Consider the following 19180-nt stretch of genomic DNA (forward strand, 5'->3'; position numbering starts at 1 on the left):
TTCCTGCTCGCACCAATGTCCGGTCGCGTCGGGATCAGAGCCACCCGGTCGCAGAGCCCGGTTGTCGGTCCTCACGCTATCGGCGAGTCGAACCCCGCAGGGGTCGTGAGCGCGCTCCACCTTATGGCCAATTGGTATGTACCACTTATCCGATCCCCGTCGTACGGTGTGCGCGCAATCACCCTGCATGCAAGGAGCGGACATGAACCGCAAGCTCATCGCCGCCGCCACAGCGGCGGTCACGGCGGCCGGGCTGACCATCGCGGTGGCGCTGACGACCAGCGCCACCGCGGCCAACACGGCTGACCCCGCCGTGCTGGCCGCGATGGCCCGTGACCTCGGCATCTCCTCGGAGCAGGCGCGTGAGCGCCTCGACGCCGAGAAGGTCGCGGGTCAGACCGACGCCGCGCTGAAGTCGCGCCTCGGCACGGCGTACGCCGGGTCCTGGCTGGACGGCACCGGCCACACCCTCACAGTCGCGGTCACCGACCCGGCGCTGGCGAGCGCGGTGCGTTCGCGCGGCGCCGTCGCCACCACGGCGAAGCACAGTGCGTCCGCTCTGGACAGCGCGAAGATCAAGCTGGACGCCAAGGCCACCACCGCACCCGACGCTGTCCCCGGCTGGTACGTCGACGTCCGCACCAACAAGGTCGTCGTGCTCGCCCGCGCCGGCGGTGAGGAGCAGGCCAAGGCGTGGACGGCCGAGGCAGGTCTGGGCGGCGACATCGTCGCCTTCGAGGCCAGCACCGAGAACCCCAAGCCGCTGATCGACATCGTCGGCGGCAACGCCTACGGCCTCCCCGGCGGCGGCCGCTGCTCCATCGGCTTCGCCGTCGAGGGCGGCTTCGTCACCGCGGGCCACTGCGGATCCACCGGCGGCCGCACTTCCAACCCCGGCGGCACCATCCAGGGCAGCAGCTTCCCCGGCAACGACTACGCCTGGGTCCGCACCGACGCGGGCAACACCCCGCGTGCCCTGGTCAACCGCTACCCGGGCACCGTCCCGGTCGCGGGCTCCCAGGAGGCTCCGGTCGGCGCTTCGGTCTGCCGCTCCGGCTCCACCACCGGCTGGCGCTGCGGCACCATCCAGCAGAAGAACGCCTCGGTCACCTACCCGGAGGGCACCATCACCGGTCTGACCCGCACCAACGCCTGCGCCGAGCCCGGTGACTCCGGCGGCTCGTGGCTGACCGGCGACCAGGCCCAGGGCGTCACCTCCGGCGGGTCCGGCAACTGCCAGACCGGCGGCACCATCTACTTCCAGCCGCTGACCGAGATCCTCCAGGTCTACAACCTGCGCCTGGTGACCACCGTCGGCCCGACCACGACCACCCAGCCGACCGGCACGACCACGACAACGACCACGCCCCCCGGCGGTGGCGGCTCGTGGGCCCCGTACACCAACTACGGCGACGGCGCCCAGGTCACCTACGGCGGCGCGTCCTACCGCATCATCCAGCCGCACACGTCCGTCCCCGGATGGGAGCCGCCGAACACCCCTGCCCTCTGGCAGCGGCTCTGACGGCGGGACAGGGAACGGCCCCGGAGCGACGGGCGGTGACCGGGGCCGTTGGGGTCAGTCCGGCGTTACCGCACGCTCGTGCGGTTGCGGCCGACGACGGCCTCTGCGACGCCGATCAGCAGCACGGAGGCGATCACGGCGACGATGAAACCCAGCACGTTGAGCTCGAAGATGTCCCCGGTGCCGAGCAGGTTGGCGATGGTGCCGCCGATGACGGAGCCGACCAGCCCCAGCAGCAGCGTCGCCACGATGCCGAGGTTCTGCTTGCCGGGCTTGATCAGTCGGGCGAGCGCACCGATGATCAGACCGGCGACGATGAACCCGATCACGTCAGCCTCCTGGTGGTCGATTGCCTTGCTCGATTCGGCTACCCAACCGGATCATCGCTCAATCGCTCGCCGAGGTGATGTTGTCCTTACCAGCTTCAACCGACGACGTGAGCTCGGCGTTCCACGACCTTTGCGTTTGTCCGGCCGATGCCGCGCGAAACGCCGGAACGGACTGGCGATGAACTCGCGGCCCATCGTCGCCGACGCCGCGGAGACGCGACTCTGCGTCTGGCTGAGCGTGACCACGCTCGTCGGCCTGGTGGCTTGTGCCGTGCTCGGCTGGACGCGGTGGCGGGACTGGTCATCGCGCTCCTCGCCATCAACGAAGGGCGTCGCGCCTGGGGTGGCGAGCTGACGTGTGACCCTCAGGCGGCCGCGCGGTGAGCGGAAGGTCTGTCGAAAGGCAGACGTGCCGGGGTGATCCGGCTGATCGAATCGGGGCATGAAAGCGCTGATGATGCTCTTGGTCGCGGTCGGTGTGGTCGCAGGAGGCGCAGTGCCCGCCATCGCTGCCGAGGGCCTGACGTGGCGGGAGTGCCATGACGGGCTGTGGTGCGGCGAAGTCCTGGTTCCCGCGGACTGGACCCGTCCGGCCGGCGGCACCCGGATCGCCGTGCCGCTGCTGAAGATCCCGGCTCGGGAGCAGAAGGCCGGTGTTCTCCTGCTCAACCCCGGTGGCCCGGGGTCGGCCATCCCCAACTTCGCGTTTCCGGGCTACCGCGACCAGTTCGCGGACCTCGCGGCGCGGTTCGACGTCGTGGTGTTCGACCCGCGCGGCATGGGCGTCGCCTGTCCGACTCCCAATCCGGTTCCGTTGTCCTCGCCGGTGACCGAGTCCGCCCATCGCGAGTACGCCGCCGCCAACGGCCGGTTCGCGGCGGACTGCGCGGAGGCGATGGGCGCCTACCGGGGGCGTCTCAACGCCCGCCAGGTCGCGCACGACATGGACGCCGTCCGGCGTGCGCTGGGGGAGCGTCGGCTCAACTACTTCGGCAACTCGTACGGCACGGTGTACGGGCAGTCGTACGCCGAGCTGTTCGGCCATCGGGTCGGGCGGATGTACCTGGACAGCGTGCTGGACCACACCCGGCGCGACCCGGCCGAGTGGGCTCGGGCCGGTGCCGTCGCGGCGGAGAGCAACCTCCACCGGATGGCGCGGTGGTGTGCGGCCGAGGCCGGTTGCGCACTGCACGGCAAGGACGTTATCGCCGTGTGGGACCGCGTGCTGTCCATGCCCGGCGTGGAGGTGTCCGCGGTCCTCAGGTGGGCCGCGGCGCGGATCGGCAACGACAAGGGCTGGCCCGCGTTGACCATCGGACTCGCGCAGCTGGAGGCCGGCGACACGACGGCGATCACACCGCGGCCAGGTTCGTCCGATGTGAGTCTCGCGCGGACGGCGTTCTGCGCGGACTTCCCCTTCCCGGCCGATTTCCCGACCGTGAAGCGGGTGGAGGACCGGTTGCGGGCGGTCGCGCCCCGGCTGGGCTGGGCGGCGGCCCCGTGGCGGGTTTCCGGGCACTGCTCGGGTGTGCCCGGGGAAGGGCTCAACCCGCCGGCCGGGTTGTCCGCGATGCCGAACGTGCTGGTGGCGAACGGCGAGCACGATCCGTTGACCCCCGCCGAGCACGGCCGCCGGGTCGCCGCTGCGCTGGGAGGCGCGTACCTGCCCGTGGAGGGCAACCACGGGCTCTACCTCAACGGCAACGCCTGCGTCCGCGACCACGTGCACCGCTACTTCCTGGCCGGGGAGCTGCCCGCGCGGGACGCGCGGTGCGGCACGCCGGTCTGACCTGGCCGTGTACAACTGGGGAATGGATGACCGCCGGGTGTCCGGTCCCACCAGCCACCCGGCGGGACCGCGCTCGTGGTGGTCGTTCCCGCGGCGCATGCGGGCGTTGCCGGAGCGGCTTCGCGGCACCATCGGAGGCGACGCGGTGCTCGCCGGTGCGGCCGTGGTCGTCGTGTCGGTGCTCGGGCTGGTCGAACACCGCTCCGCGAGTCCGGTCGTCATGGTGGCCGCGTCGGTCGCGGTGGCGGTCCCCTTGCTGCTGCGACGTCGTTTTCCCTTGATCACGGCGTTCGCTTCCGCCGCGATCGTGATCGTCATCGCCGTGCCGGACCGGTCCGGGCGCCTGGTCGCCATGGCCGCGTTCGGTTCCGCCGCGTACTACCGTCCCCGGCCGGCGGTGTTCGTTGTGGCCGTGGGGTGGTTGCTCGTCCTGTCCGTGGCCGGAGTTCGCTCACCGACGGCCGCGACCTGGACGGACCTGCTCCTCCTCGGCCTCGCGCCGGTCGCCGTCGGCTACGCCCTGCGCATGCACCGCGACCGCGCTGACGACGCCGAACGCCTCTACCGGGAAGAGACCCGCGGCGTGATCGCCGAGGAGCACGCCCGCATGGCCCGCGAGGTGCACGACGCGGTGGGCCACCACCTCACCGTGATCCGGATGCAGGCCAACGCCGTCCGGCACGTCGTCCGCTCCCTGCCGCCGGTCGCCGACCGGGCGCTGGTCACGATCGCCGAGGTGTCGGCCACCGCGCTCACCGAGGTTCGCGACGTTCTGGCCGCACTGCCCACGCGCGGCACCACGCTGACCGACCTGGACGCCCTCGTGAACCACGTGACCGGCCCGAACCGCACCGTGACCCTCACCAGGGACGGCCCGGTGTCGGGGGGCCTGCCGCCACTGGTCGACCACGCCGGTTACCGGTTGGCCCAGGAGGCGCTCACCAACGCGCTGCGCCACTCCGATGCGACCAGGGTGGACCTGCACCTCCACCACACGCCGGACGCCGTCGTGATCACCGTGGCGGACAACGGTTCCACCACGCCCGGCCCGACGGCCGAGGGCACCGGGCTGCGCGGCATCCGGGAACGGACCCGACTGCTCGGCGGAACCCTGCGGATCGAGCCGAACCGTCCCAGCGGCTGGCTCGTCGAAGCCCGGCTCCCGCTGGGGGAGGAGCGATGATCCGCACACTGGTCGCCGACGACCAGGAGCCCGCGCGGTGGGCACTGCGCCTGGTCCTCGACGCCGAACCGGACATCGAGGTGGTCGACGAGGCCGTGGACGGCGCCGAAGCCGTCGACAAGGCCCGGTTGCTGTGCGTGGACGTGGTGGTGCTCGACCTGCGGATGCCGCGGATGGACGGGGTGGCGGCCATCCGCCGGATCGCCGAATCGGTCAACCCCGCGCCCGCCGTGGTCGCACTGACCACGTTCGACGTCGACGAGTACCTGTTCGGCGCGCTCCAGGCGGGCGCGGCCGGTTTCGTGCTCAAGGACAGCGAGCCGGCGCTGCTCGTCGAGGCGGTTCGTGCGGCGTCGAGGGGACAGGGGCTGATCGACCCGCAGGTCACCCGCCGCGCCATCCGCCGATTCGCCCAGATGGTGCCCCGGCCCGCACCGACCGGACTGAACCTGCTCACCCCGCGCGAGCTGGAGGTGCTGAGGCACGTGGCGCGCGGGCTCAGCAACGCAGAGATCGCCCGTGCCCTGACTGTCAGTGAAGGCACGGTCAAGACCCACGTGGCACGTGTGCTCGCCAAACTCGGCCTGCGCACTCGCGTGCACATGGTGATCTACGCCTACGAGCACGCCATCCTGAGCCCTTCCTGACGCGGCCGGTCCGAAGTGGACCTGAACGCGTCCTGCCCGGACGGCACGGGCCGGTGGTCGTGAGGTGCATCCGCAACGGAAGTAGTGGCCACTGGGCGGCTCCGGGGAAGATGGCGGGATGAGCGTGTCGAGAAGAGGCAGGCCCGCGGGCCCCACCGGGCCGGTGATCGGCCGCGCGTTGCGGCTCCTCGACGCGTTCGACGCCGATCGCCGCGAGCTGACGTTGAGCGATCTCGCCCGGCGTGCGGGCATGCCGTTGTCGACCACGCACCGGCTGATGCAGGAGCTCTGCGCGTGGGGCGCCGTCGAACGAGGCACGGACGGGCTGTACCGGATCGGGCTGCGGCTGTGGGAGCTCGGCTCGCTCGCGCCACGTGGTCCGGGGCTGCGCGAGGCCGCGTTGCCGTTCCTCGACGACCTCTCCCGGATCACCAGGGAGAACGTGCAGCTCGCCGTCAGGGAGGGCACGGAGCTCGTCTTCGTCGAACGGATCGCGAGTTCCGACGCGGTGCCGGTGCTCACCCGCGTCGGCGACCGGTTCGCGCTCACCGCCACCGGTGTCGGCCTGGTCCTGCTCGCGCACGCCCCCGCCGAGGTGCAGGAGGAAGTGCTCGGCGGACCGATCGCCCGGTACACCGCCAAGACCGTCACCGACCCGGCGCGGTTGCGCCGGATGCTCGCCGACGTCCGGTCGAACGGCTTCTCGATCAGTGATCGCCAGGTCACGATGGACGCGCTGTCGGTCGGCGCACCGATCCGCGACCGGCAGGGCGAGGTCGTCGCGGCGGTGTCGCTGGTCGTGCGGCACGGAAGCACCACTGCGCACGCGCTGGCGCGGCTCGTGCGCACCAGCGCCCAGGCGATCTCCCGCGCACTGTCGAATTAGGATCGACTTCCATTTTTCGGAAAGTGCTCTACGGCACGGGCTGTGGCCTCCGCCACTCTGTGGTTTCCCACCACGGATGAGGAGCGTCGATGTCCGGCTTCCCGCGCGACCAGTGGTACGTCGCGGCTTACGGTTCTGAGATCGAGCACGACCTGTTCACCCGCACCATCTGCGGCGAGCCGATCCTGTTCTGGCGCACTCGCGACGGCGCGGTGACGGCCATGCCGGACCGCTGTGTGCACCGCCGTTTCCCGTTGTCGCAGAAGCCTTCCCGGCTCGTCGACGACCAGGTGGTCTGCGGGTACCACGGCTTCACCTACGACGCGAGCGGCAAGTGCGTCGCCGTGCCCGGCCAGACGCGCATCCCGCGCACCGCACGGCTTCTGCCCTACCCCGTCGTCGAGCAGGACTCGTTCGTGTGGGTCTTCATCGGCGACCCGGCGAACGCCGACGCGTCGCGGATCCCGCGCGCGCCGTGGCTCGTCTCGCCGGACTACACGACAGTCGCCGGCATGGAACCGTTGAACGCCCGGTACGAGCTGCTCGTCGACAACCTGCTGGACCTCTCGCACGAGACCTACCTGCACGGCGGCTACATCGGCACACCGGAGGTCGCCTCCACCCCGATCACGACCGAGGTCGACGAGGACGCCGGCATCGTCTACGTGTCGCGGCACATGGACGACGCGGAATGCCCGCCGTTCTACGCCAAGTCCACGGGCCTGCAGGGCAGGATCGCGCGCTGGCAGGACATCGAGTACACGCCACCGTGCCTGTACAAACTGCACAGTCGCATCGCGCCGGTCGGCTCCGTGCCCAACCCGGACGGCACCGACCCGGACGCGTTCCACGTCGAGGTCGTGTACGCCATCACGCCGGAGACCGAGTCCTCGACGCACGACTTCTGGTGCGTGGCACGGGATTTCGCACTCGGGGACGAGGAGGTCTCCGCGTTCCTCGCCGAGAACAACCGCACCGTCGTCATGCAGGACGTCGTGGCGTTGAACGTGCTGGAGCAGGTCATCGCGAAGGAGCCGGACGGCTACCAGGAGCTGTCGATCAACATCGACACCGGCGGGCTCGCCGCACGGCGGATGCTCAAGCGCCTGTGTGAGAAGGCATGAACGCGCTCACCGGTGACCGCGTGTTCCGGATCCACTGGGTGCTGGGGACGGACCGGCTCCGCGCGGTGTGCCATTGCTCCGCCGAGCGCGAGTTCGAAGATCCCGTCGAGCTGTGGGCGTGGTTGCTCGATCATCCCGACGGGCACACGTCATGAAGCTTCTGCTGGACGACAAGGAACCGATCGCCGACGGTGTGGTGCTCCTGACGCTGCGGCACCCGGACGGCGACCCGCTGCCGGACTGGACACCGGGTGCCCACGTCGACCTCGTACTCGCCGACGACCTGGTGCGCCAGTACTCGCTGTGCGGCGACCCGGACGACACCTCGATCCTGCAGGTCGCCGTCCTTCGTGAACCAGACGGGCGCGGCGGCTCACGGCACGTGCACGACGTTCTCGCCGTGGGGCAGCAAATCGAGGTGCGAGGGCCGCGCAACCACTTCGAGCTCGTCGAGGCGAAGCGCTACCTGTTCATCGCCGGTGGCATCGGCATCACCCCGATCCTGCCGATGATCGCCCAGGTCGAGACGACAGGTCACGACTGGCGGTTGCTCTACGGCGGCAGAACGCGGTCCTCCATGGCGTTCCGCGACGAGCTCGAGCACCTCGGCCAGGTCGAGATCCGTCCCGAGGACGAGCACGGCCTGCTGGACCTGCGGGCGGTGCTCGGCGAGCCGGACGAGGACACCGCCGTCTACTGCTGCGGTCCGGAAGGCCTGCTGACCGCCGTCGAGCAGCACTGCGCGAACTGGCGGGAAGGCGCACTCCACGTCGAACGGTTCGCACCGAAAGCCGGTGCGGCACAGGGGCCTCGGCACGATTTCGAGATCGAGCTGTCGCAGACCGGTGCGGTGCTGCGGGTGCCGGCCGGGCAGTCCGTCCTGGAGGTCGTCGAACGAGCGGGCGTGTCCGTGCTGTCGTCCTGTCAGGAAGGCACCTGCGGCACCTGCGAGACGACCGTGCTCGCCGGGACACCCGATCACCGCGACTCCGTGCTCACCGACCAGGAACGGGCGGTGGGCGACGCGATGATGATCTGCGTGTCCCGGTCCCTTTCACCCCGCCTGGTGCTGGACCTCTGAGGTAGACCCAAGAACTTCTTGACAGTTCAACAAGGCAGGCGCATGCTCGTTATATCAGGATTCCTGATATTCGAGACCCTGATACCGCCGCTCGACGAGGAGCTGAACCATGCGCGGTCACTAGGAACCGGCGAGAGCGGCACGGCACCGGTTGAGCAGGTCGTGCAGCGCGGTTCGCTCGTTCTCGCTGAGCCTGCTCACCATCCGTTCCTCGATCGCCGCGACCTCGGCGGCGTGCTCGTCCAGGAACGCCCTGCCCTTGTCCGTGAGGCTGATCAGCAACCTCCTGCCGTGCGCGGGGTCCTGCTCCCGGACGATCAGCTCACGCCGTTCCAGTGCGGCGACCATGTCGGTCATCGTCTGCGCGGTCACGAACGAGTTGCGCGCCAGCTCCGCTGACGTGAGGCCGTCGCGGCCGGCCAGCACCGTCAGCGCGGTGTACTGCAGGGTCGTCACGCCGGCAGGGCGCAGCACCTCGTCCATGAGTGCACGCACCGCGAGCTCCACCTGCTTGACCTCGTACATCAGCGACGGCCGCACGTGCCTCACCTTCCCCATCACTCTCGTCGATCACTCAAAGCCTGGCACAGGAAGGCAGATCCATCATGACCGCAGTCGACGACCGGCCGACCGCAACGGTGCGCCGCCCCGACGTCGCACCCGGCAAGTTGTTCATCGGAGGTCAGTGGCGCGCGGCCGAGAACGGCGTCCGGTTCGACGTGGTCGACCCGTCCACCGGCTCTGTCGTGACGTCCGTTGCCAGAGCGGGGAAGTCCGACGTGGACGACGCGGTCACCGCGGCGCGCGCGGCGTTCGACGGCTGGGCGGCGACACCCGGCAGACATCGCGCCCGGATCCTGCACCGCGTCGCCGACGTCGTGCGGGCCAGGGCGGACGAGCTCGTCGCGACGGAGAGCCTCGACGTCGGCAAGCCGGTCTCGTTGTGCCGCCCGGTCGACGTGGAGACGACCGCCGAGCAGTACGAGTACTACGCGGCGCTGGCACAGGGCATCGACGGGGCGACGCGGCAGATCCCCATCCCCTCGCACGCCTACACCCGCCGCGAACCGATCGGGGTGGTCGCGGCGATCACGCCGTTCAACTTCCCGCTGATCCTGTCGAGCTCGAAGATCGCGCCGGCGCTCGCGGCCGGCAACACGGTGGTGCACAAGCCCGCGGAGGACACGCCGCTCAGCGCGTTGCTGATGGCCGACATCCTCACCGAGGCCGGTGTGCCCGCGGGGGTGGTCAACGTGGTCACCGGGTTCGGCTCCGAGATCGGCGACCACCTGGTGAGCCACCCCGGTGTGGACAAGGTGGCGTTCACCGGGTCCACCGCGGTCGGCAGGCACGCCGCGAGCGTGGCGGGCGCGCAGCTCAAGCCGATGACGATGGAGCTGGGCGGCAACGCGGCGCACATCGTCTTCGAGGACGCCGACCTCGAGAAGGCGATCGGCGCGGCGATCAAGGGGTTCGTCTTCAACACGGGCCAGTTCTGCATGGGCGGACCCCGTCTCCTCGTCGCGTCGTCGTTGTACGACACCGTTGTGGACGCGCTCGCCGACGCCGTGCCGCACGTCCCGCTCGGCGACCCGTTCGACCCGGCGACCGTGATCGGCCCGATGGCCGGCGAACGACATCTGTCCAAAGTGGAACGCCATGTCGCACTGGCGAGAGCGGAGGGCGGCCGGATCGTCACCGGCGGGCAGCGCGTGGACCGGGACGGCTTCTTCTTCGAGCCGACGGTGATCGCGGACCTGCCCGACCACTCTCCCGTCGTGCAGGAGGAGATCTTCGGGCCGGTGCTGACCGTGCAGCGGTTCGGCAGCGAGGACGAGGCGGTCGCCATGGCCAACGGCACGTCCTACGGCCTCGCCGCCGGGCTGCAGACCGAGAACCTCGCCCGTGCGCACCGGGTGGCGGCCCGGCTGCAGGCGGGCATCGTCTGGGTCAACGACTGGGCGATGCTCGACCCGGCGATCCCGTTCGGCGGCGTCAAGGACTCCGGACACGGCCGCGAGTACGGCCCGGAGGCACTCGCCTCCTACACGCGCACCAAGTCGGTCGTCATCTCCCTGGCCTGATTCGCACGCCGGGAACGTGGCCGATCCCGCAGAACAACCCGCGCCCAGAACGGGTACGCGGCCACCACCGATCCCCTCGCCCTGATCCCAGCAGGAGAAACCCAATGCCCACCACGACAACCGCGGCCGTCGTCGAGTCCGCCGGTTCCGGGTTCGCGCTCTCCGAGGTGACGCTGGACGACCTGCGACCGGACGAGGTCCGCGTCCGCGTCGTCGCCGCGGGCGTCTGCCACACCGACCTCGGCGTCGCCGCCGGCCACCTGCCGTTCCCGCTGCCGGGCGTGCTCGGCCACGAGGGCGCCGGGATCGTCGAGGACGTCGGCTCCTCGGTCACGAAGGTCGCCGCGGGCGACCAGGTGCTGCTGAGCTACACCTCGTGCGGCCGCTGTCCGCACTGCCGCGACGGCCACCCCGCCTACTGCGACACCTGGCTGCCGTCGAACCTGATCGGCGGCGAACGAGCCGACGGGACGTCGCCGATCTCCCGCGACGGCGTCCCGCTCGGCGGCCACTTCTTCGGCCAGTCGAGCTTCGCCCACCACGCCGTCGTCGACGAGCGCAGTCTGGTCAAGGTCCCCGCCGACGCACCGCTCGACCTGCTCGCCCCGCTCGGCTGCGGGATCATGACCGGCGTGGGCGCGGTCTGGAACGTGCTGGCGCCCCGCCCCGGCGCCACCCTGCTCGTCACCGGAGCCGGCGCGGTCGGGCTGTCCGCGATCATGGCGGCCCGGCTCACCCCGGCGACCCGGATCATCGCGGCCGATCGAGTGCCGCACCGGCTGGCGCTGGCCGCCGAACTCGGCGCCACCGACACCGTCGACACCACGCACCAGGACCTCGGCGACGCGATCTCGAAGCTCACCTCCGGCCGCGGTGTCGACGGCCTCGTGGAGACGACCGGCAACGCCGGTGTGCTGGGCACGGCGATCTCCGCACTCGCCAGCCGTGGCACCGCGGTGATCGTCGGCGCGCCGCCGTTCGGCACCGAGGTGCCCGTCGACGTGAACTTCATGCTGCCCGGCCGCCGCGTCGTCGGGCTCACCATGGGCGACGCCGAGACGCAGTCGCTGATCCCCGCGCTCGTCGACCTCGTCGCCGGAGGCAGGTTGCCGATCGACAGGCTGGTCACCCACTACGCGTTCGAGGAGATCCAGCAGGCCGTCGACGACGTGCTGGCCGGCGTGACGATCAAACCCGTGCTGCGGCTGGCCGGACCCTGACCTGCGCCGGGCTCGCACACCGGGTCGAACGCCTGGCGGCCGTGCTGACCGGGCTCGGCGTGCGCCGCGGCGAACTGCGCGCGCTCGCGGCCCGCACCTCCGGAGCCCGCCGGTTCCGCGTGACCGTCGCCCGGACTACCGCGACGCGGCGGTGGACACCGGGGCGGTGAGCATGCCGACGATCAGGTCGACCAGCTCGGCGGCCGAGTGCGGGTCGTCCGGCGGCAGGTCGCCCGCGGACACGGCCCGCTCACGGTCGGCGAGCAGGGCGAACAGCACGGTGGGGAGGACGCGCAGCCGACGGCGTCTGAGCGCGGGCGAAAAGTCCCGCAGCGCGCGGTCGAGACGAATGATGATCAGCCGGACCGCGGCCCGCCTAGCCCGGTCGAGGTTGGTGTCCGCGGACAACGCGGAGTGGGTGCGGACCTGTTCGAGAAACCGCGCGTAGTGGGTGGCGCCGTGTTCATAGGGGATGGTCAGCATCGGTATCACCAGCGCTGAGACCAGAGCACGGACGTCCTGTGCTTCGCCGGTCGCCTCACTCTCGGCGAGCAGTTCGAGGCGATGCTGCTCGAGGTCGGCGATGCGGTGCTCGGCGACGGCGTCGATCAGCCCGTCCCTGGAGCCGAAGTGGTACTGGACGGCCGAGTTGTTGCGCTGGCCCGCGGCCGTCGCGATGTCGCGCAACGGCACCTCCGGGCCGTGCTCGGCGATCAACCGCTCGGCGGCGACGATGATCCGTTCCCTGGCGTCCGCGCTGGCCACGGCACCACGTTAACACGTGCATCTTGACTTTTAAGCACTGGGGCTTAAGAGTGGCCGGGTGGTGACGGACATGTTCAGGTTGCCCGGCGCGGTCGCTGTGGTGACCGGCGCGGGCCGCGGCATCGGCGCGGCATCGGCGATGGCGCTGGCAGAGGCCGGCGCGGACGTGGTGATCAGCGCACGCACTGCGGAGCAGTTGGCAGAGGTCGCGGGCAAGATCGAGGCACTGGGGCGGAGTGCCGTCGTCGTGCCGGCGGATCTGTCCGATGTGGACGCCGTGGCCGCGCTGGCGCACACGGCCGCCGAGCGGTTCGGACGGCTGGACGTGGTGGTGAACAACGTGGGCGGCACCATGCCGAACACGTTCCTGACGACGACGCCGGACTTCCTGGAAGACGCCTTCCACTTCAACGTCACCACCGCACACGCGCTGACCAGTGCGGCGGTCCCGCTCATGCTCGACGGAGGTGGCGGGTCGGTGGTCAACATCGCCTCCGTCATGGGCCGGCTCGCCGGTCGGGGGTTCCTCGCCTACGGCACCGCGAAGGCGGCCCTGACCCACTACACGCGCCTGGCCGCCACGGACCTCGCGCCGCGGATCAGGGTGAACGCGATCGACGTGGGCTCGGTCCACACCTCGGCGCTGGACGTGGTCGCCCGCGACGAGAAGATCAGGACCTCGATGGAACAGGCGACGCCGCTGCGCCGGCTGGGACACCCCGACGAGGTCGCGGCCGCGGTGCTGTTCCTGGCGTCACGTGCCTCCGGCTACACCACGGGATCGGTGCTGCGCGTCGACGGCGGGATCGGCGCGCCCAACCTCGACTTCAACCTGCCTGATCTCTGAGGAGGCTCAGATGCGCGTGGTGCAGTGGAGCACCGGCAACGTCGGCAGGTGGGCGTTGCGCGGCATCATCGACCACCCCGCCCTGGAACTGGTGGGCGTGTGGGTGTCCGACCCCGCCAAGAACGGCCGCGACGCCGGGGAGCTGGCCGGGGTGGACCCGCACGGGATCCGGGCGACCACGGACGCCGCCCGGCTGATCGCGGCTGAGCCGGACTGCGTCGTCTACACGGCGATGGCCGACAACCGGCTGACCGAGGCGATCGACGACCTGTGCCTGTTGCTGCGGGCGGGCATCAACGTGGTGGCCAGTGGCCCGGTGTTCCTGTCCTACCCGGAGGGCACGGTGCCACCCGAGCTGATCGAGCCCATCCGCCAGGCCGCGGTCGAGGGCGGAAGTTCGCTGTGGGTCAACGGAATCGACCCCGGCTGGGCCAACGACTGGTTACCCCTGCTGTTGTCCGGCACGTGTCAGCGCATCGACCTCATCCGCTGCTCGGAGATCATGGACTACTCCACCTACGACAACCCGCTGGTGCTGTTCGACATCATGGGCTTCGGCGCACCGCTCGACCACACTCCGCTGCTGCTGCAGCCCGGCGTGCTCTCGCTCGCCTGGGGCAGCGTGGTCCGCCAACTTGCCGCCGCCCTGGACGTCCCGCTGGACTCGGTCGTCGAACACCACGAGCGGTGCCCGGCGCCGGCCCCCTTCACGGCCGCGGGCCGCACGATCGCCGAAGGCACCATGGCGGCATTGCGGTTCACCGTCAGCGGGATGATCGCGGATCAACCGGTGCTCGTGCTCGAACACGTCACCAGACTGCGCCCGGACCTCGCGCCGGACTGGCCGCAGCCGGTCGGCACCGGCTGCTACCGCGTGGAGATCACCGGCGAACCCAACTACGTGCTGGACCTGCGACTGACCGGCGGCGACGGCGACCACAACACCGCGGGCGTGGCGTCCACCGCCATGCGTCTGGTCAACGCCGTTCCCGCGGTCGTCGGCGCACCACCCGGCCTGCTCACCGCACTCGACCTGCCCCTGACCACCGGACGCGGACTGGTGTCGGTTCCGGGACGGTGAACTTCACCCCCGATTCATGCAGTCCACCCAGGACTCGGTGGTGACGACGACGTCTGTGGGGAGGGTTTCGGTCACGGTCCCGTCCGACACCCAGATGTGCGCGCGGTAGGTCGCCATCGGCACTGACGCGGATCCTTGCACGCCGACGAACCCGTTGACGTTGATCGAGCCGTCAGAGTCGTGGAAGTTGGAGCCCGGCGCGAGGTGGTGTTCGGTGGCGGTCCAGCCGGGAGGCAGGTCGCGCATCCCGAACTCGAGGTCGGTGGTCCACTTCCCGCTCACCACGAAGATGAAGTAAGAGGCGTGGGTTCTCCCATCGAGACCCTGCTGAACACACATCCGGCTGGTCCTGTCGAACTGCTCCAGATGCCACGTCTGCGCCGACGCGACGACGGCTGTGCCGAGCAGGGACAGCAGGAGCACCGAGGCCAGGACGAGCACCGATCTGGCGATCCGGAGCATCACTTTCACCGAACCCCTCCTGAAAACTGGCGCGAATGCGCTCCGGTTCACGCTAGCGACCGGATTTCAGAGCTCTTTGAGAATCGTCGGAGCCGACAGGGCGTGAGCAGGTCACTCAATCGCAGCCAACGAACTGCGAGCGCGGCGGTGGCGAGGCTGTGCGGGTCAGACCGGCCTCGCTTCCTGGAGGATGGATGAGAACCTGGTTGCGCAAGGCGTTGACGCTCGCGGTGACCGCGTCGGCAGCGCTGTTCCTGGTACCGGCCGCCGCGGTGGCCGCGGAGCAGCAAACGCCGGTGGTGCAGGGCATCAACCCCGGCACGTACCAGAACCTGATCAACAACTACCACCGCAAGTGCCTCGCGGTGAACTCGGCGGACAACCGCAACGGCAAGCCGGTGATCCACTACGACTGCTACACCTCCTACACCGACCAGTACTGGCGGTTCGAGCCCGTCGCGGACGCACCGGGGTACTACCGGATCCGCAACCAGCGGACCGATCGCTGCGTCGCCGCCGCGAACCCGGCCAACGGCGCGAAGGTCGTGCAGTACGACTGCGTCGACGCCTGGTACGACCAGTGGTGGCTGCCCGAGCTCATGCCCGACAACGTCCACTACCGGTTGCGCAACTACAAGAGCAACCGGTGTCTCGCGGTTCCGTCCAACAAGGGCGGGAACGGTGAGAGTGCCGTGAACTACGACTGCATCCTCGGCTACAACGACCAGTGGTGGCAGATCTGGCCCTGATGGGTGCAACCCTCCCCGCGCGGTCAGCCCGCACGGCCTAGCCCGAACGTTCGCAGCGTGACGGCAGAGCTTGAGCGTGTTGATCAGACCCGGTAAGCATGCTGCCGGGGCGCGGGGAGGAAGCCAGATGACGGTGCGGTTCCGGCTGCTCGGGGATGTCGGGGCACAGGTCCGCGGTGAGCCGATCATGATCGGCTACGGGCAGCTGCGGTCGATGCTGGCGGTGCTGCTGGTCGAGGCGAACCAGGTGGTGTCCGTCGACCAGCTGGTGGACCGGATCTGGAGCGAGCGCCGCCTTCCGCGCAAGCCGCGTGCCGCCGTTCAGCACAGCATGACCATGCTGCGCAACGCTTTGGCGCCCGCGGAGGGTGTCACGATCGCGCGCAGGTCGACCGGATACCAGCTCACCGTCGAGCCGGAAACCGTGGACCTGCACCGGTTTCGGCGGCTCGTCGACGACGGTCGCGCCGCCGCGGACGACAGCCGGGCCGCGACTCTGCTCGAGGAGGCGCTGAGGTTGTGGGGAGGGGAACCGTTCGCCGGACTGACCACGGCGTGGCTGGACTCCTTGCGCGCCACGCTGATCCAGCACCGCCACGCGGTCCGGCTCGAGCTCGTCGACGTCCAGCTCCGCCACCTGGCACGACCCGAGCACACCGCACTGCTGCTGCCCGACCTGGCGGAGTGGGCGGACCAGAACCCGTTGGACGAACGCCTGGCGGGCCAGCTGATGCTCGCCCTGTACCGCAGCGGCCGCCCCGCTGACGCGCTGGACCACTACCAGCAGATGCGCAAGCGGCTGGCCGAGGAGCTCGGCACCGATCCCAGCCCGCCGCTGCAACGTCTGCACGAGCAGATCCTGGTGACCGATCCGGCGCTGACCGTGCCGCGCAGACCGCGGATCGCGGTGCCGCAACAGCTTCCGGCCCGGCCGAGGCTGTTCTCCGGCAGAGCTCGCGAACTGGCGGAGCTCGACGCCGCACTGGGCCAGGACACCGTGGTGATCACGGCGGTCGGCGGGCTCGGCGGGATGGGCAAGACCTGGCTCGCGTCGCAGTGGGCGCACCGGAACCTCGACCGGTTCCCCGACGGCCAGCTGTACGTCAACCTGCGCGGCTTCGACCCCACCGGCCAGCCGATGCCCGCCGCGACGGCGGTGCGCGGGTTCCTCGACGCGCTCGGCGTCGCGCCCTCCGCCGTCCCCACCGGCGTGGACGCGCAGGCCGGGCTGTACCGGAGCCTCGTCGCCGGCAGGAAGATGCTGATCTTCCTCGACAACGCGGCCGACAGCGCCCAGGTGGCCCCGCTGGTGCCGGGGAGCTCGACCTGCGTCGTGCTGGTCACCAGCCGCCGCCACCTCAGCGGTCTGGTCGCCGCGCACGGCGCGCGGGTGCTGAACCTGGACCGGTTGACCGACGAGGAGGCACGACGGCTGCTGGCCACGCACCTCGGCGAGGACCGGCTGGCAGCCGAACCCGGGGTGACGGCCGAGCTGCTGACCTGCTGCGCGGGGCTGCCACTGGCGATCAGCATCGTGGCCGCCCGCGCCACCGCACACCCGGACTTCCCGTTGTCCGCACTGGCCGGTGAACTGCGCGAGCAGAGCGAGCTGCTCGACGCCCTGGACGCCGGCGAGGACCTGGTGAGCCTCCGTGCCGTGTTCTCCTGGTCCTACCATGCTTTGTCCGCTGAGGCGGCTGCCGTGTTCGGTGCCGTGGGAATCGCTCCCGGCGCGGACATCGGCCTGCCCGCCGTCGCGAGCCTCACCGCACTGCCCCTCGCCCGCGCCCGTGCCTGCCTGCGTGAACTGGAACAGGCGCACCTCGTCGGTCAGCACGCCCCTGGGCGCTACCGGATGCACGACCTCGTCAAGCTGTACGCGGCCGAACGCGCGCATCGCGACACCGCCGCGTTCGAGCGGGTGGTCGACTTCTACGCGCACACCGCGTACGCCGCTGATCGAACACTCGCTCCGCTGCGTCACCCGATCGCGATCGGGGTGCCCGCCGAGGGCGCGGTCCCGCTCGAGTTCGAGGACGACACGGCGGCGGCGCAGTGGCTGACCACCGAGCTCCCGAACCTCCTCGCGGCGCAGAAACTGGCCGCGGAACAGGGCCTGTACGCCCCGGTCTGGTACGTGGCCTGGTCGTTGGACACGTTCTTCCGCAGACGGGGCACTTACCACGACGGCCTCACCACGTGGCGGGCGGCGGTGGCCGCCGCGGACCGCACGAACGACAGAGACGCTCAGGTCATGACCCGAAGACATCTCGGCAACGAGTGCGGGGGACTGGGGCTTCACTCCGAAGGACTGCCCCTGCTCCACGGTGCTCTCACCATCAGCGAGGAGACGGGCGACCTCCCCGGCCAGGCTCACGCCCATCACATGCTCGCCAGTCTGTGGCAGGGCCGTGGGGACTACGGGCGGGCGTTGCAGCACTCCGTCCCCGCCCTCCGCCTGTTCCAGGACGTCGGTCTGCCGGTCCAGGAGGCGCGGGCACACGCCCAGGTGGGCTGGGACCACGCCCAGCTCGGGATGTACGAGCAGGCACGCACCCACTGCGAGGCCGCGCTGACGTCGGCTCGGCGCCATCGTGACCGCGAAGTGGAAGCGGACGCCCTCGACACCCTCGGCTACGTCGCCCACCACACCGGCGACCTGTCCCAGGCCCTCGACCACTACCGCCGCGCACTCGCCCTGTTCCGGGAGATCGGGCACGACTACATCGAGGCGAACATCCTGGAGCGCCTCGGCCACACCCACCACGCCCTCGGGCACCACGATCTGGCACGAACGGCCTGGCTGCAGGCCATCGAGCTGTACCGGGCCCAGCGCCGGGCCAAGGACGCGGCCGACCTCCGGCAGCTCTTGGACGGTCAGTCCACGCCGAGTCGACGTCGCGACGAGTGCTGACCGTCAGGACGCCGACAGCAGGCGGAGCTCACGACCGCGTTGCACGGCCGCGCCGCGATCGGTGGCGCCGAGCTTGGCTCGCTGGGGCTCAGTTCCTCCGCGAGCACGCCGGTCGACGGTGCTCCACTGTGGACGACATCGAGAATGGGAGCCACAAGCGCAGCGTGCGCGGTTTCCCACGCCGGCAGCGACTCCAACAGCCTCCACGCTCCCGTGAGGACGAACGGGAGGATGATCCGGTCCTGCTCGGCGAGGTCGAGCGACTGTTCGACGGCGGTGATGGCGCCACGTTGATCACCGAGTTCGCAGCGAGCGAGGGCGGTCAGCAGGTGGACTTCGATGCGAATCACGACGTCTTCCTCGCCGCCGCGCCGGAGTGCACGAAGGGCGGCGGGATCCTCGCCGCGGCCGACGTCTTCACCGTCAGCACCACCTTCGTCATCCTCGAGTCGCTCCGCCTCGATTCGGGTGCCGGGCTGCGGATCCACCCCTGACCA

At 70.4% G+C, this 19180-nt stretch carries 20 protein-coding genes; 16 read left to right on the top strand and 4 right to left on the bottom strand.

Annotated features, from left to right (window positions below):
- The first annotated feature begins 202 nt into the window (after positions 1–202).
- Positions 203–1522, top strand: a complete 1320-nt coding sequence (locus tag SK571_RS23655) for an alpha-lytic protease prodomain-containing protein (RefSeq protein WP_319986271.1) — start codon at positions 203–205, stop codon at positions 1520–1522.
- Between the two features lie 65 nt (positions 1523–1587).
- On the opposite strand, the gene SK571_RS23660 is transcribed toward SK571_RS23655, so the two are convergent.
- Positions 1588–1851, bottom strand: coding sequence for a GlsB/YeaQ/YmgE family stress response membrane protein (locus tag SK571_RS23660; RefSeq protein WP_319986272.1), 264 nt, complete (start codon positions 1849–1851; stop codon positions 1588–1590).
- 178 nt (positions 1852–2029) lie between these two features.
- Between SK571_RS23660 and SK571_RS23665 the strand changes: the two genes are divergently transcribed.
- The 8 genes from SK571_RS23665 (at position 2030) to SK571_RS23700 (ending at position 8561) form a co-directional block, all read left to right on the top strand.
- Positions 2030–2206, top strand: coding sequence for a hypothetical protein (locus SK571_RS23665; RefSeq protein WP_319986273.1), 177 nt, complete (start codon positions 2030–2032; stop codon positions 2204–2206).
- Positions 2207–2347: 141 nt separating this feature from the next.
- On the top strand, positions 2348–3640 hold the full coding sequence (locus SK571_RS23670; RefSeq protein ID WP_319986274.1) for an alpha/beta fold hydrolase: 1293 nt from the start codon (positions 2348–2350) through the stop codon (positions 3638–3640).
- 22 nt (positions 3641–3662) lie between these two features.
- On the top strand, positions 3663–4823 hold the full coding sequence (locus tag SK571_RS23675) for a sensor histidine kinase (protein ID WP_319986275.1): 1161 nt from the start codon (positions 3663–3665) through the stop codon (positions 4821–4823).
- The gene (locus SK571_RS23680) at positions 4820–5470 is read left to right on the top strand and encodes a response regulator transcription factor (protein ID WP_319986276.1); all 651 of its coding nucleotides are present in this window, start codon (positions 4820–4822) and stop codon (positions 5468–5470) included. The genes SK571_RS23675 and SK571_RS23680 overlap by 4 nt, the downstream gene beginning before the upstream one ends.
- Positions 5471–5588: 118 nt before the next feature.
- The gene (locus SK571_RS23685; RefSeq protein WP_319986277.1) at positions 5589–6356 is read left to right on the top strand and encodes an IclR family transcriptional regulator; all 768 of its coding nucleotides are present in this window, start codon (positions 5589–5591) and stop codon (positions 6354–6356) included.
- An 89-nt stretch (positions 6357–6445) separates the two neighbouring features.
- On the top strand, positions 6446–7480 hold the full coding sequence (locus tag SK571_RS23690; RefSeq protein WP_319986278.1) for an aromatic ring-hydroxylating dioxygenase subunit alpha: 1035 nt from the start codon (positions 6446–6448) through the stop codon (positions 7478–7480).
- Positions 7477–7635 (top strand): hypothetical protein, encoded by a 159-nt coding sequence (locus tag SK571_RS23695; protein WP_319986279.1) that lies wholly within the window; start codon positions 7477–7479, stop codon positions 7633–7635. Before SK571_RS23690 ends, SK571_RS23695 begins: the two co-directional genes overlap by 4 nt.
- Entirely contained in the window at positions 7632–8561 is a 930-nt protein-coding gene (locus tag SK571_RS23700) for a PDR/VanB family oxidoreductase (RefSeq protein WP_319986280.1), read from the top strand. Before SK571_RS23695 ends, SK571_RS23700 begins: the two co-directional genes overlap by 4 nt.
- Before the next feature lie 120 nt (positions 8562–8681).
- Here SK571_RS23700 and SK571_RS23705 read toward each other — a convergent pair whose 3' ends face one another.
- The gene (locus SK571_RS23705) at positions 8682–9101 is read right to left on the bottom strand and encodes a MarR family winged helix-turn-helix transcriptional regulator (protein WP_319986281.1); all 420 of its coding nucleotides are present in this window, start codon (positions 9099–9101) and stop codon (positions 8682–8684) included.
- A 65-nt stretch (positions 9102–9166) separates the two neighbouring features.
- On the opposite strand from SK571_RS23705, the gene SK571_RS23710 reads away from it, so the two are divergent.
- Together SK571_RS23710 and SK571_RS23715 are read left to right on the top strand one after the other, a co-directional pair.
- Positions 9167–10645, top strand: coding sequence for an aldehyde dehydrogenase family protein (locus SK571_RS23710; RefSeq protein ID WP_319986282.1), 1479 nt, complete (start codon positions 9167–9169; stop codon positions 10643–10645).
- Between the two features lie 104 nt (positions 10646–10749).
- Positions 10750–11865, top strand: a complete 1116-nt coding sequence (locus tag SK571_RS23715) for an NAD(P)-dependent alcohol dehydrogenase (RefSeq protein ID WP_319986283.1) — start codon at positions 10750–10752, stop codon at positions 11863–11865.
- Positions 11866–12000: 135 nt separating this feature from the next.
- Here the strand turns inward: SK571_RS23715 and SK571_RS23720 are convergent, their stop codons facing one another.
- Entirely contained in the window at positions 12001–12630 is a 630-nt protein-coding gene (locus SK571_RS23720; RefSeq protein ID WP_319986284.1) for a TetR family transcriptional regulator, read from the bottom strand.
- A gap of 58 nt (positions 12631–12688) precedes the next feature.
- Between SK571_RS23720 and SK571_RS23725 the strand changes: the two genes are divergently transcribed.
- Positions 12689–13477, top strand: a complete 789-nt coding sequence (locus SK571_RS23725; protein ID WP_319986285.1) for an SDR family oxidoreductase — start codon at positions 12689–12691, stop codon at positions 13475–13477.
- 10 nt (positions 13478–13487) lie between these two features.
- Positions 13488–14558 carry an NAD(P)H-dependent amine dehydrogenase family protein gene (locus SK571_RS23730; RefSeq protein WP_319986286.1) on the top strand — a complete coding sequence of 357 codons (1071 nt, stop codon included), beginning with the start codon at positions 13488–13490 and terminating at the stop codon, positions 14556–14558.
- Positions 14559–14561: 3 nt separating this feature from the next.
- On the opposite strand, the gene SK571_RS23735 is transcribed toward SK571_RS23730, so the two are convergent.
- Positions 14562–15020 carry a DUF5980 family protein gene (locus SK571_RS23735; RefSeq protein WP_319986324.1) on the bottom strand — a complete coding sequence of 153 codons (459 nt, stop codon included), beginning with the start codon at positions 15018–15020 and terminating at the stop codon, positions 14562–14564.
- A gap of 194 nt (positions 15021–15214) precedes the next feature.
- Between SK571_RS23735 and SK571_RS23740 the strand changes: the two genes are divergently transcribed.
- The 3 genes from SK571_RS23740 to SK571_RS23750 all read left to right on the top strand — a co-directional run bounded on the left by SK571_RS23740 (position 15215) and on the right by SK571_RS23750 (position 19177).
- Positions 15215–15769 carry an RICIN domain-containing protein gene (locus SK571_RS23740; protein WP_319986287.1) on the top strand — a complete coding sequence of 185 codons (555 nt, stop codon included), beginning with the start codon at positions 15215–15217 and terminating at the stop codon, positions 15767–15769.
- Between the two features lie 127 nt (positions 15770–15896).
- Positions 15897–18683: an AfsR/SARP family transcriptional regulator gene (locus SK571_RS23745; RefSeq protein ID WP_319986288.1), complete on the top strand. Its 2787-nt coding sequence runs from the start codon at positions 15897–15899 to the stop codon at positions 18681–18683.
- 128 nt (positions 18684–18811) lie between these two features.
- Entirely contained in the window at positions 18812–19177 is a 366-nt protein-coding gene (locus SK571_RS23750; RefSeq protein ID WP_319986289.1) for a hypothetical protein, read from the top strand.
- The last annotated feature ends 3 nt before the right edge of the window (positions 19178–19180 follow it).

Source organism: Lentzea kristufekii, assembly GCF_033949925.1.
In the GTDB taxonomy this organism is placed as follows: Bacteria; Actinomycetota; Actinomycetes; order Mycobacteriales; family Pseudonocardiaceae; genus Lentzea; species Lentzea kristufekii.